This window comes from uncultured Campylobacter sp., assembly GCF_938039205.1.
In the GTDB taxonomy this organism is placed as follows: Bacteria; Campylobacterota; Campylobacteria; order Campylobacterales; family Campylobacteraceae; genus Campylobacter_A.
The window spans coordinates 1-12,917 of the sequence record NZ_CALHVM010000013.1 but is presented as its reverse complement, the minus strand read 5'-3'; the positions used below and the strand labels follow the sequence as shown (position 1 = coordinate 12,917).

The 12,917-nt window shown below is 38.6% G+C and carries 13 protein-coding genes; 7 read left to right on the top strand and 6 right to left on the bottom strand.

What is annotated here, in order from left to right; genetic code table 11:
• On the bottom strand, positions 1 to 462 hold a 462-nt coding region (locus tag Q0394_RS01725), incomplete at its 3' end, for a formate--tetrahydrofolate ligase (protein ID WP_298945257.1).
• Between the two features lie 139 nt (positions 463 to 601).
• Positions 602 to 1,360 carry an exodeoxyribonuclease III gene (locus Q0394_RS01720; RefSeq protein WP_177386736.1) on the bottom strand — a complete coding sequence of 253 codons (759 nt, stop codon included), beginning with the start codon at positions 1,358 to 1,360 and terminating at the stop codon, positions 602 to 604.
• Positions 1,361 to 1,427: 67 nt separating this feature from the next.
• Between Q0394_RS01720 and Q0394_RS01715 the strand changes: the two genes are divergently transcribed.
• The 6 genes from Q0394_RS01715 (at position 1,428) to Q0394_RS01690 (ending at position 10,282) form a co-directional block, all read left to right on the top strand.
• A complete protein-coding gene (locus tag Q0394_RS01715) occupies positions 1,428 to 1,790 on the top strand; it encodes a diacylglycerol kinase (protein WP_298061113.1) in 363 nt (120 codons plus the stop codon).
• Positions 1,791 to 2,278: 488 nt separating this feature from the next.
• Entirely contained in the window at positions 2,279 to 3,304 is a 1,026-nt protein-coding gene (gene dcm / locus Q0394_RS01710; protein WP_298061112.1) for a DNA (cytosine-5-)-methyltransferase, read from the top strand.
• Positions 3,285 to 4,688, top strand: coding sequence for an ATP-binding protein (locus Q0394_RS01705; protein ID WP_298061110.1), 1,404 nt, complete (start codon positions 3,285 to 3,287; stop codon positions 4,686 to 4,688). Before dcm ends, Q0394_RS01705 begins: the two co-directional genes overlap by 20 nt.
• Positions 4,678 to 7,341: a Z1 domain-containing protein gene (locus Q0394_RS01700; protein WP_298061109.1), complete on the top strand. Its 2,664-nt coding sequence runs from the start codon at positions 4,678 to 4,680 to the stop codon at positions 7,339 to 7,341. Before Q0394_RS01705 ends, Q0394_RS01700 begins: the two co-directional genes overlap by 11 nt.
• Positions 7,334 to 8,242, top strand: coding sequence for a PD-(D/E)XK motif protein (locus Q0394_RS01695; protein ID WP_298061108.1), 909 nt, complete (start codon positions 7,334 to 7,336; stop codon positions 8,240 to 8,242). Before Q0394_RS01700 ends, Q0394_RS01695 begins: the two co-directional genes overlap by 8 nt.
• A gap of 9 nt (positions 8,243 to 8,251) precedes the next feature.
• Entirely contained in the window at positions 8,252 to 10,282 is a 2,031-nt protein-coding gene (locus Q0394_RS01690; RefSeq protein WP_298061106.1) for an AIPR family protein, read from the top strand.
• A 36-nt stretch (positions 10,283 to 10,318) separates the two neighbouring features.
• Here the strand turns inward: Q0394_RS01690 and Q0394_RS01685 are convergent, their stop codons facing one another.
• From Q0394_RS01685 to Q0394_RS01675, 3 genes are read right to left on the bottom strand one after another with little or no spacing between them, the layout of a single operon-like run.
• The gene (locus tag Q0394_RS01685) at positions 10,319 to 10,723 is read right to left on the bottom strand and encodes a hypothetical protein (RefSeq protein ID WP_298061105.1); all 405 of its coding nucleotides are present in this window, start codon (positions 10,721 to 10,723) and stop codon (positions 10,319 to 10,321) included.
• Positions 10,662 to 11,204 (bottom strand): hypothetical protein, encoded by a 543-nt coding sequence (locus Q0394_RS01680; RefSeq protein WP_298945253.1) that lies wholly within the window; start codon positions 11,202 to 11,204, stop codon positions 10,662 to 10,664. The genes Q0394_RS01685 and Q0394_RS01680 overlap by 62 nt, the downstream gene beginning before the upstream one ends.
• Entirely contained in the window at positions 11,152 to 11,412 is a 261-nt protein-coding gene (locus tag Q0394_RS01675; protein ID WP_298061103.1) for a hypothetical protein, read from the bottom strand. The genes Q0394_RS01680 and Q0394_RS01675 overlap by 53 nt, the downstream gene beginning before the upstream one ends.
• A 233-nt stretch (positions 11,413 to 11,645) precedes the next feature.
• Here Q0394_RS01675 and Q0394_RS01670 point away from each other — a divergent pair, with 233 nt between their 5' ends.
• Positions 11,646 to 11,786 (top strand): hypothetical protein, encoded by a 141-nt coding sequence (locus Q0394_RS01670; protein ID WP_298061101.1) that lies wholly within the window; start codon positions 11,646 to 11,648, stop codon positions 11,784 to 11,786.
• Positions 11,787 to 11,987: 201 nt separating this feature from the next.
• On the opposite strand, the gene Q0394_RS01665 is transcribed toward Q0394_RS01670, so the two are convergent.
• The coding region (locus Q0394_RS01665; protein ID WP_298945250.1) for a dihydroorotase at positions 11,988 to 12,917 on the bottom strand (930 nt) is incomplete at its 5' end.

The following is a 12,917-nucleotide window of genomic DNA, read 5'->3' as shown; positions in this document are numbered from 1 at the left end:
AATTTTATCGATCTTTAGCGGGTTTTCTTGATACAGCGAGTTGTCGATGACCGCCGAAATGAGATTGTTCGCGGAGGTGATCGCATGAAAATCGCCGTTGAAGTGCAAATTTAGATCATCCATCGGCACCAGCTGCGAATATCCGCCGCCCGCGGCCCCGCCTTTGATACCGAAAACTGGCCCCAGCGACGGCTCGCGCAGCGCAAGACAGACGCTTTTGCCTAGACGTTTTAGCGCGTCGGCTAGACCGATGGATGTCGTCGTCTTGCCCTCGCCAAACGGCGTCGGATTGGTCGCCGTGACCAAGATAAGCTTCGAAGCACGCGAGCGCGGCTTGATGTTTAGCTTGGCTTTGTAGTGGCCGTACAGCTCGATCTCATCCTCGCTAAGCCCCAAATTTTTCGCAACGTTTGAAATTTTATCCGGCCTCGCCGCATTTGCTATTTCGATATCGCTCAACATTTTCTCTCCTTAAATTTAAAATTTTATTGCGCAGCGTTTACGCACCGCCTCTTTAAATCCGCGCATTAGCTCGCGCGCTATGCGCACCTTGCCCACAAGCCGCACAAGATCAAATCTCGCACCGAGAAATTTCCCCCGACTAAATTTCGATCTCGATGCCCACGGGGCAGTGGTCGCTGCCCATCACGTCGCTTAGGATGAAAGCATCCTTTAGCCGCGAGCGCAAATTTGCCGAGATGAAAAAATAATCGATCCGCCAGCCTACGTTTTTGGCGCGCGCGTTAAAGCGGTAGCTCCACCACGAGTAGGCGTCCCGCAGCTCGCCGCGCACGGCACGAAAGGTATCGACAAAGCCCGCCGCCTCCACCTCATCGAGCCACGCCCGCTCGATCGGCAAAAAGCCCGAGGTTTTGGAGTTTGCTTTGGGGTTTGCAAGATCGATCTCGCGGTGCGCGGTATTCACGTCGCCGCAAAATATCACCCCGAGCCCCTGCTCCGCGAGGCTGCGCGCATAGGCTAAGAATTTCGCGTAAAATTCCATCTTATAGGCTAGCCGCGCCTCGTCCTTTTGGCCGTTGGGAAAGTAGATATTAAAAAGCACGACGTCGCCAAAGCGGTGCTGCAGCACGCGCCCCTCGTCGTCGGGGAAAAACAGCGCCTTGCTCGTCTCGCTTTTAAATTTTGCTAGGCTCGCCACGCCCGAATATCCCGCACGAGCGGCGGAATTTAGATCGATCTGAGAAAATCCGAGCTCGTAAAGCCCTTTCGGAGCGTCCTTTTCGCTCACCTTGATCTCTTGCAAGCCCAAAAAATCGGGGTTTTGCTCCGCAAGCCACGCGAAGCCGTCTTTGCCGAGTACTGCGCGCAGTCCGTTTACATTCCAACTAATCAGTTTCAAATTTAGCCTTTGGCCTGAAAATTTTGGTATGATTATACGAAATTTTGACTAAATTTAAAGGAAAATTATGCGCAATCAGCCCAAATACCGATTTTTTGCCAACTGGGGCTACGCGATGGCGGGTCTTGCCGAGATGCTGCGCAGCGAGCGTAGCTTCAAACTCGAGCTTTGCGTGTTCGTCCCGCTTCTGCTGTCGCTATTTTTTTGGAATTTCGGCGCGGTGCTAAATCTATTTTTGATCTTCGGCGCGGTCTTTACGCTCACAACCGAGTGCGTAAACTCAGCCATCGAGCGCGCGGTCGATCTTACCACGAGCGAAATCCACCCGCTAGCCAAAGGCGCCAAAGACACCGCAAGCACGGCCGTGATGATGAGCCTATTTCTTAACGCCGCGCTGTGGGGATATGCGATCTGCGGGAAAATTTTTTGAAATTCCGCGAGTGGAATTTTAAATTTCAAAAATTATCGCTTAACGTAGCAAGCTCGGCAAAATTCAATCATGAAATTTTACGTGCGCCATTTAATTCAGTCTTAACATATTAATTTCAAACTGCACGGAGCCCGCAGGCATAAGCCCCTTGCCCGTAAAAGCAGGCTTTGTTCAATTTAGCAAGCGGCGCCGTCTTGCTTGCGATAAATTTAAAGCGATTTCGAGCCAAAAGCTTTAACCGCGCTACGCGCAGGACGGCGCGCTAAATTTAAAAAAACTGTGTCGCGCTCAGCGGTAAGATTTACGCGATTTACCTTTAAATTTTAAGAATGAAATTTGAAACCTTAACTTGAATAGCTTTTTAAGCATACTTCGAAATATAATTAAATTGTTTGTAATTATATAAAGCAACGATCTAAAATTTAAAAATAAAATCAGCAAAATTTAATGAGCGTTATTATAAAATCTTAAAAAATAAGAAGGTATCTGTGAGTTATAGAGTAGGAAGTTTGTTTGCTGGCGTTGGTGGTATATGTCAAGCATTTAAGAATTCAAATTGTGATGTTATTTGGGCAAATGAAATTGACAAGAATGCCTGTATGACTTATAGATTAAATCATAAGAGCATAAATCTTATCGAAGGAGACGTTAAAAAATTAAATAATAAAAATCTATCTAGTATAGATATACTTACTGCAGGATTTCCTTGCCAACCATTTTCGCAAGCTGGGCACGGAAAAGGGTTTGAAGATGGGCGAGGAAAGCTTTTTTTTGAAGTATCGAGACTATTAAAAGAGTTGAGGCCAAAAGCCTATTTTTTAGAAAATGTCAAAACTCTTGCAACACATAATAACGGAAAAACTTTTAAAATCATTAAAGATGAAATAAAAAAGACTGGATATTCTTTTATACCATTTGTACTAAATGTTGCAAAGTATACAGACATACCACAAGGGAGGGAAAGAATATATATCGTAGGCTTTAAAGATGAAAGCGACTATTCATTTGAAAAGCCTATAAAAGAAAATATACTAGAAACAAAACAAGAGAATTTATTATCCGCTAGATTTCAAATACCAAAAGAAACAAGCAAGACCCCCAGAAATATAAAATCCTTCCTAGATGATTCGTGCGTTATTCAATCTGATATTTATAATGACAAAAGCAATAAAATCCATCGTAGAGTAGTAGAAAGTGTGACAGATGAAAACATTGTTTATCAATATAGGCGTTATTATGTTCGCTCCAATAAATCAAATGTTTGCCCTACCTTGACTGCAAATATGGGTGCTGGTGGACATAATATCCCAATAATATTAAATAATGGTATAATAAGAAGATTAACCCCAAAAGAATGCTTTAATTTGCAAGGATTTCCGCGAGATTTTATGCTTCCATCAAACATATCAAGAGCACAGTTGTATAAACAAGCTGGAAATTCTGTTGTTGTGCCGATGGTTGAAAAAATCGCAAAAGAGATTGTAGCGGTGTTGGATGGATCCGATAGAAATTAATCCGAATGTCGCAAATTTTGTTAGATCGCTTCGTGACATAGGGTATACTTTTGAGGTGGCTGTTGCAGATATTATTGATAACAGCATATCTGCCGGTGCAAATGATATAAAAATCTATGCCATACAACATCCTGAACCGTTTTTTTGTATTCTAGATAATGGTGCAGGAATGGACAAAGATGAACTAGTAGAAGCTATGAGGCTATCATCGAAAAATCCAGACGAGAGAAGAAATGATATCGCGCTTGGTAAATTTGGTTTAGGTCTTAAAACGGCTTCATTTTCTCAATGTAAAAAACTTACTGTTATATCAAAGAAATGTAATCAGATAAATATTAAACAATGGGATTTGGACTATATCTCTAAAAGAGATAAATGGCTACTTTTGACACCTGAGTTGAGCGAATATAAAAATCTTGAAATTTTTAAAGATTTTTATAAAAACGATAACTCTACTCTTGTCATATGGGAAGATATGGACAAAATTGAGCAAATTTCAGAATGCTTAGAAATACTAAGAGAGCATTTATCCTTGGTCTTTCACCAATTTCTAGAGGGGGCTGACGGTGCAAGAAAAATAAAAATATCAATCAACAATAATTTGTTAATACCTTTTAATCCGTTTAATCCAACACATGATGCAACCTTTATGAAATCTACAGAAATAATCAAATACAATGAAAAAGAAATAAAAATTACTCCATTTATCTTACCGCATCATTCAAAAGTGACTTTATTGGAATGGGAAAAATATAGTGGAAGAGAAGGCTATATAAAATCTCAAGGTTTTTATCTATACAGAGCCCATAGGCTACTTGTTTACGGTAAATGGTGGGGTATTCTTAAATCTAGCGATACAACAAAGCTTGTTCGTATAAAGATTGAAATTTCAAATGATCAAGACGAGTTGTGGAATATTGATGTAAAAAAGTCTATCGCAAATCCAGTTGCCGGCTTGAAAGATACGCTCAAAAGAGTTGCTTTATACTCTATAAAAGACGGAGTAAAACCTTTTTCTACTCGTGGTCGAAAAATAAACGACAAAAATATTACTAGATTTTGGAATCTAGTTTGCGAAGATAGCAAAATTTATTTTGTAATAAATAAAGAAAATCCAATGCATAAAAAATTATTAGATTTATTGGATTTGCAAACGAGAGAGCTATTCCAGTTATACCTAAAGTCACTTGAGGCATGTATACCATTAGAAGCTATACAGGTACAGGTACAGCAAAACCCACATAATTTTAGACAAGAAGATATTATTTCAAATACGGAAGTGGTTAAAATACTGAAATATCTAAAAAATGTAGGATTTAGCGAAGATGAAATAAAAAAAATAGAGATTTTTAAAAAGCACAAGGAGTTGTTGAATGGAATGTAGTTTCTATGAAGAAGTTTTTAATTTTTCAAAAAGGAATTTAACTGACAAGTACTCTAATCAAAATGGGATTCTACAAACCGAAGATATTGACAATGAGGTTTCTAAGGTAAAAAAAATTATTGAGTCTAACATTAAAATTGCTATATTTAACAAAGAAGGTAATTTCTCAAGCAATGATTATAAAATATTAAAAGAGAACTTAGAAAAATATTTTAATGTCAAGATGAGCATAGGTTTGGTAATAAAAGGCGATGAACAAAAGCGACGCAATACGTCTTGGTATAGTATAAACACAAAAGTCAATAATAGCAATTTTTACTGGGATAGATTGGAAAAATTTTATAAAGGCTTATTGCCTCCGCAAGTTATCAAGACTGTAGATGATGATACTGATATGATAATGAATCAAATTGGAGATCCGAGAGAGAATAAATTTAGTGTATACGGTATGGTTGTAGGGCATGTTCAGTCTGGCAAAACTTCAAACTATGCTTCCTTGATATGTAAGGCTGCCGATATTGGTTATAAATTTATAGTTATTGTTGCTGGAGATAAAAATAATCTTAGAAACCAGACTCAAATTCGTATAAATGAGGCTTTTGTTGGTAAAAACGACTCAAAAGTAGTCGGGGTTGGGCTTGATGATTTGCCTAATGCAAATAGAATGCAACCTATTAGCTTAACTACAGAAACAGGCGATTTTAATACAATAGACGCACATAAAAACTCACAAGGTGTAAATTTTGATAATATCAATACGCCTGTACTTTTGGTTATCAAAAAAAATGCAAATACTCTTTCTAATGTCATATCATGGATTAAATCTCATTATAGCAATAAAATTTCAAAACATGCCATGTTATTGATAGACGACGAGTCTGACTACGCCTCCATAAATACAAAAGAGGAGGGTAATCCAACCACTATAAATAAAGAATTAAGGGCTCTTTTGGAGCTTTTCGAAAAAAGCTCTTATGTTGCATATACTGCCACGCCTTATGCAAATATTTTTATAGATCATACGATAGAAGATGAGCAAAGCGTAAAAATTAAAAACATGAACGAGCAGATTTCTAAAGATTTATTTCCAAGAGATTTTATATATGCCCTTGATGCACCAACTAATTATTTTGGCGCTGAAGAGATTTTTATAGATAAACCTGATAATTATTTAGTAGATATTAATGATTATGATGAAAAAATTCCTTTAAAGCACAAAAAAGATATCCTTATATCTGAATTGCCAAAAAGCTTATTTGAGGCTATAAATGTATTTATACTAAATGTTGCGATAAGGGATTTAAGAGGACAAGTTAAAAACAATAGTATGCTCGTTAATATTAGTCGCTTTTCTGATGTGCACGAAAAAATTGAATGTTTGATAGATGAATATTTAAAAGCGTTAAAAAATGATATTAATGCTTTTATTTTACTTCCAAATTCAGTAAAACAAAGTAGCTTGATACTAAACTTAAAGAATATTTTTGAGACAAAATTTGATATAGAATTCTCATGGTTAGAGATTTCAAAAAAATTATCCGAAATCGCAAATAGTATTCAAGTAATAGCGGTTTACCAAAATAGCAAGAAGCCGCTTAACTATAATACTAGCGAAAGAATAAATGTCATTGCAGTCGGAGGACTTAGCCTGTCACGTGGCTTTACTTTAGAAGGACTCAGTGTTAGTTATTTTATAAGAAGTACTATATTCTATGATACGCTTATGCAGATGGGTAGATGGTTTGGGTATAGACAGGGTTATGAGGATTTATGTAAAATTTATATGCCAGAAGATATTCAAAACTATTTTAAATTTATTATTGAGGCTACGAATGAGCTTATGTATAAATTTAAAGAGATGGCAGAAGATGGTCTAACTCCTTATAATTTTGGATTAGCTGTCAGACAAGATCCAAACAGCCAACTTCAAATTACAGCTAAAAATAAGATGAAAAATGCAGAAGAAAAATGTATTTCATTGGATTTAAGTGGAAAGCTAATAGAAACGGTAAGATTTGCTAAAAATCCACAACTACATGATAAAAATTTAAACATTTTAAAAAAGTTTATAGAATTCCTTGGTCGAGGTAGTAAAAAAGGAAGTGCCACTATATATAAAAATATAGATAAAATGAAAATATTAGATTTTATAAATAGCTTTAGTGTTATAAAAGCACATATGCAGTTAGAATTTATAAGGACGTATCTGGAAGATAAGAATACAACGTGGGATGTTGTTCTTTATGGTGGAAAGGGAGAGCTTTTAGAAAAATTTGAGATAAGCATGGAAGAGCGTTCAAAATTGCAAGATAGAGGGGATTATATAGAACTCGGAAATAGAAAACTATCGGCAGGAGATCCTGAAAAAGCATTGATAGATGATAAAATTTACGAACAAAGCAAGAAAGAAAAAAGGGGTGACAGGTCTTCATTTTTAAGAAAAAATTTGAAAAATCCAATTTTAATGTTGCATATACTAGACACTAAAAACAATCAAATCGGCTTTGGTTGCAATATACTACCAGCATATGGCGTTTGTTTTCCTAATGATAGTGTTTGTAGTAGCTCTCAAACTATTAAATATTTAATCAATAAAGTATACCAAGAAGAGATGCTTTTGAAATTTGATGAATTAGAAGAGCAAGATGATTAATCCTTGGAATGATATGAAAAACAATACCAGAAGAAGGGTTGATGGTGACAATAGGTATGATATTTTTTGGATAGTTGATTTGGATGGAAGATATACTTTTGGTATTGAACTAGATTTTTGTATAAAAATTAGTAAAAAGAGTATGAAATTTATTGGTTTAAATACACTAAGAAAAGATTTTAAAGATGCTACCAAATTTTATATAGCGCTAAATGATAATTCCAATTGGCAACTATTTGTATTGGTTTGCAACGATATTATTTCTCTTTTAAATACTTGCAATAATGACGAAAGCGTTTTAGACAATATAGAAACAAGACTCCTAAAATGGAAAAAATTTTTTGTTTCAAATGATGATAATTTTGGAACAGAAAGGCAAATGGGGCTATTTGGTGAACTTAGTTTTTTAAATAATATTGCAGCTAAACAAGTTGGTTTTGAAGAGGCGTTAAGTTCTTGGGTTGGGGCAGATTTTGATAAACAAGATTTTTTATTTAATGACTGCGCTGTTGAGATTAAAACGTATAAAGCTTCAAAATCACCACATGTTACAATTTCATCTGCTTATCAACTTTATACAAGTAAAGAAAAATTATATCTCGCAGTATACTCTTTATCTATAAATTTTCAAGGACTTAGTGTTGAGGACATCATAAAAAGTATAGAAGTAAAGATAGCTGATGTAGAATCATTTTATAAAAAGCTTTTTTCGTATGGCTATAAAGCAAATTTCCAAGTAGAACTATTAAAATTTAAAATAGATAAAATTTTATTTTTTAATGTAGATAATAAATTTCCAAAAATTACTCCTATAGATATAGATTCCAGAATTCATAACGTAAAATATACGGTAGATTTATTAAAATGCAATGAATTTTTATTGGAGAGAATAAAACTTTAAAGGCGAAAAATGGTTAGTTTAGATGACTTTCATCAAGATTTTATGCAGGATATCGTGAGTCAAGCTCAAAGTCGAGGTATAAGCAAACAAGAAGCATTTTTTGAGTCGGTCTGTGACTCTCTTGTTGACGAAGGAGAGCTATCACAAGACTACATGATTGCTGAATACAATAAAAGAGATATGGAGGTAAGTGGATATGACTTTGATGTAGAGCGTGGCAAGCTTAGCCTTCTAGTGCATTGTCTTTTTCAAAGCGATGATATACAAACTCTTATAAAAGCACAGATAGAATCAAAATTTAAAAAGCTGGAAAATTTTTTCTTAAGGAGTTGTGAAAAACTTTATGATACTATGGAAGAGGGTTTTGAGCATTACTCAATGGCCTATAATATATATTCGTATTTAATTAAAAATGAACTAAAAAAAATCCGCCTTATTATTATTACAAATGGAAAAATTACTAAAAATTTAGCAAGTATCCCAAATAAAGTACTATATGGTATTGATGCGGAGTATCGCATCATAGATATTGAGTTTTTATATAAAATTTATACTAAAAACAACTCAAAAAATAACTTTGACATTGAGGTTGATTTACCAGCGCTTGTAGTGGATACGCCGACGAAAGACTATAGATCTTATTTAAGCGTAATAGACGGCAAGACAATAGTTGAAATTTATGATGCATTTGGCTCCAGACTTTTAGAGCAAAACGTTAGAACTTTTTTGCAATTTCGTGGCAACGTAAATAAGGGATTGCGAAACACTATAGAATATAGACCGGAGATGTTTTTTGCATACAATAACGGCATAACTGCAACCGCTAATGATGTAGTTTTGCAAGATGGTAAAATCGTAAAAATATCAAATTTTCAGATTGTCAATGGAGGCCAGACTGTATCAGCCATATACGCCTCAAGTAAAAATGCAAAGCTAGATGTATCAAAAATTTATGTTCAGATGAAACTATCCGTAGTTGCTGACACTGAAAAACAAGATGAATTTGTTTCAAAGGTTAGCGAATATGCAAACACTCAAAACAAGATAAATCAATCGGATTTCTTTTCAAATAGCCCTTTTCATAAAGATTTTAAAGAATGCTCAAGAAGAAATTTGGCACCAGCTGTTGATGGAGCACAAGTGAGAACTCATTGGTTTTATGAGAGGGTAAGGGGTGAATATTTAAACGAGCAAGCATATTTAAGTGGCGCAGATAAAAAGAAATTTCAAATAGAAAACCCCAAGTCTCAACTTATAGATAAGACATTTTTAGCTAAAAGCGAGATTGCTTGGTTGCGGTCTCCCGATATTGTATCAAAAGGCGCACAATATAGCTTTATGGCTTTCGCAACATATATTACTCAAGTGTTAGAAAAAGATGAGCTTTGTATAACGAGTAACTATTTTAAAGAAGCGGTATCTAGAATTATAATGTTTAAACAAGTTGAAAAGCTTGTTTCTTACGCCACTTGGTATAATGGTGGTTATAGGGCACAATGCGTTGCCTATACCCTATCGTACTTATCGTATTATTTGGAAAAAAATAGATTATTTTTAAATTTCTCTAGGATATGGGATGAGCAAAAAATATCCAATAATTTAGAAAATATAATCTCTATAGTTGCCAGCAAAATTTATACTAGTATAACTAACCCACCAGAAGGTAATGCAAATATAGGCCAATGGTGCAAGAAAAAATTATGTTGGGATAATATAAAAAATATCGAATTAAACTTAGAATTCGACGATGAAAATCTAAGTAACGCAGAAGAAGAAAAATATATAAAAAAAGAAGCCAGGAAAGATAAGAAACTTGACGATGAAATAGAAGTTCAATCGTTTGTCGTCAAATTTAAAGATTGGGATAAGATTTTAAAATATTATGAAAAAGATGAAATAAGGCACCAAATACCTATGAAGCAAATGAATATTTTAGAAAAAGTTGTGAATGGATATATAGCTCTTCCATCCGTAAAGCAATCTAAGATTTTATACGAACTTTATGAAAATGCTAAAAAAGAAGGTTTTATAATTGCCTAAAAATAGGCACGAACTTTCTTACTCCGTGCCAAAGCCCTACCAGCCATTTATCGCAAACAAAATCGCTAAGTTTTTCTGCGCCAAGAGCTCGTCCGAGAGGTGGTCATATTCGTCCCCAAGCCCCATTTCTTGCGCCATAGACGGCGGCTCGTCATTCCAAGAGCCCATTGCACCGAATACATCGGCGATCCCCGCCGCGGCAAACGCCCTCAAGCTCGGCTGCGGCAGCGCTGCAAACGAAACGGCGTAATACTCGCTCGCGGCGACTTCGCCCCGCAGCGTCTTAAGCGCATTATCAAACGTCTGCGCGAAGTTTTCGCAGCCTATCTTGCTCGCAAAATCCCTGATCTGCACTAAAACATTCCCGAATTCTGCGCTATTATCGTGCGCGCTTAGCGCATCTCGCGGCATCCCGCGCCAAAGACGCTCGACGTATTTCACGCGCCAAGCCTTTTTTGTCGCGATCGTATTTCCAATCAGGCGTAAAAACGCCGTTAAAGTCCTCAAAGCGGCAAACGATGCCGTTTACGGTCATCCCCGAAAAGCCCAAAAGCGCTCTATTTTTTGCGAAAGTTGGAATACTAAGCCCCGCGTCCTTCAGACCGAGCTTTAAGCACTGCTCTATCCAACGCCGCCGTGCGGAGATCGGCTCGTCCTCGCGCCCTTTTTGCGCGACTTGCTCGGTAAAAAATTTATGCGCCTTTTGCAGAAACGACGAGCCCGTGCTTTCGTCTGCGCCTTTTTTTCTCGCCGCTTTTTCATTTGCCGCTTCTTTGCTGTTCGCGCGCTTTTGCTCCGCTACACCGCCGTTCTCGGCGGCTTTGTCCGTCGCACTGCTCTGCACTGCACCGTATGCATCTTTTTGCTCCTCATCCATTACTATTTTGGTGCCAAGCATCTTTCTGCACTGCACCGTATGCATCTTTTTGCTCCGCAGCTTTACTTGCGTCGTTTACGCCGTCCTGCGCTGCGCGGCTCGCGCCCTCTGTGGTGCGGAAATGCTCCTTTGCAAACTCAAAATTTAAATATTTTATATATTTTTGATCTTGCGACGGCCGCTCAGGATTGCCGCGCAGAGCTGATTTTAGCGCGACGCACAGCGCGCACGAGAGATATATTTCGCCGCTCATAGATATCCTTTAAATTTCGATCGCTCCCGTTCATGCGGCGGATTATTTATGCTCCGCGCCAAAAGCTAGCGGCGGCAAAATTTTAAAATTTTGCGCCTTAGCGACAAATTTAATCACAATAAAATTTGCGCGTGAAGTAAAAACAAATCTGCGCAAAGATAGAATTCTCAACCGCCGCTAACATAAAATTTTAAAAGTAGCCACCGCATTGAAAAAGGCGCCGTTATAAATTTATGGCAGCTCACACGGACACGGATAAAATTCCGAAGGCAAAATCTACGAGCGGCATGAGCAAGGCGATGCGTGTTAAATTTACGCGCACTTTAAAAATGGCAAACTACTTTAAAGAAATTCCAACTGCGCTCGCGCTATGAAATTTTAAAAGTGATGCCGCGCCTACGCTACCGCCAAATTTAAAATAAACCGATCGTACCGCAAAATTTTAAAAGCAAGCCGTTGCGTCCAAACTAGCTAAATTTAAAATTAAGCAATAGCGCCATTTGCGCTACGAATGCCGCCCGTCAGCAAGCTGCGCTCGCCAAGCCGCCGCTCGCAAGCTCTACGCCGCGAGCGCCCTACGCTACGACGTTTGGAAACTCATAGACCACGCGGCCGCTTTTGATCGTGCATACCGCAGCGCCCGTAAGCTGCTTGCCGAAAAGCGGCGAGTTGCGCGATTTGGACTTATTTAGCGCCTCGTCGTATACGTAGGAAATCTGCGGATCGATGATCGCGACGTCGGCCAAAAAGCCCTCTTTAATCTCGCCCTTGTCTTTTAAATTTAGAATTTTAGCCGGGTTAAACGAGCAGAGGCGCACCATGTCTTCAAGGCTGATGACGCCTTCGTTTACGAGCCGAAGCGTAAGCGGCACGAGGGTTTGAAGTCCTAAAATTCCAAACGGCGCGTGGTCGAATTCGACGAATTTATCGTCGGTGTTGTGCGGAGCGTGATCGGTCACGATAGCGTCGATTAGACCGCTTTTAAGCGCCTCTCTGATCGCCTGCACGTCGCTTTGAGTTCGCAGCGGCGGCGACATTTTAAAATTCGTATCGTATCCCATCAGCTCGCGCTCGTCGAAGGTGAAGTGGTGCGGCGTAGCCTCGCAGGTGACGCGGATACCCTCGCTCTTAGCCTGCTTTATGAGCTTGAGCGACCACGCCGAGCTTACGTGCGCGATGTGGATGTGGCCGCCCGTCTTTTTGGCAAGCAGCAGATCGCGCGCGATCATAATCTCCTCTTTTTCGCTCGCCATCCCCTTTAGACCGAGGATCGCGCTGACCTTACCCTCGTTCATCACGCCGCCGTGACAAAGCGAGCAATCCTCGCTGTGATTTATCACGAATGAGCCGAAGTGAGCGGAGTATTCGAGCGCCTGTCGCATCACAGAGCTGTCGGTCACGGGCAGTCCGTCGTCGCTGAAGGCCACGCAGCCGGCTTCCAGCATATCGCCCATCTCGACGATCTTTGCGCCCTTGCAGTCCTGCGAGATCGCGCCTATGGGCAG

Coding starts and splice junctions, on each gene's coding strand:
- Q0394_RS01680 (WP_298945253.1), bottom strand. CDS start 11,204: ATGCATACGGTGCAGTGCAGAAAGATGCTTGGCACCAAAATAGTAATG.
- Q0394_RS01670 (WP_298061101.1), top strand. CDS start 11,646: ATGGCAGCTCACACGGACACGGATAAAATTCCGAAGGCAAAATCTACG.
- Q0394_RS01695 (WP_298061108.1), top strand. CDS start 7,334: ATGATTAATCCTTGGAATGATATGAAAAACAATACCAGAAGAAGGGTT.
- Q0394_RS01700 (WP_298061109.1), top strand. CDS start 4,678: ATGGAATGTAGTTTCTATGAAGAAGTTTTTAATTTTTCAAAAAGGAAT.
- Q0394_RS01675 (WP_298061103.1), bottom strand. CDS start 11,412: ATGAGCGGCGAAATATATCTCTCGTGCGCGCTGTGCGTCGCGCTAAAA.
- Q0394_RS01715 (WP_298061113.1), top strand. CDS start 1,428: ATGCGCAATCAGCCCAAATACCGATTTTTTGCCAACTGGGGCTACGCG.
- Q0394_RS01705 (WP_298061110.1), top strand. CDS start 3,285: ATGGATCCGATAGAAATTAATCCGAATGTCGCAAATTTTGTTAGATCG.
- Q0394_RS01690 (WP_298061106.1), top strand. CDS start 8,252: ATGGTTAGTTTAGATGACTTTCATCAAGATTTTATGCAGGATATCGTG.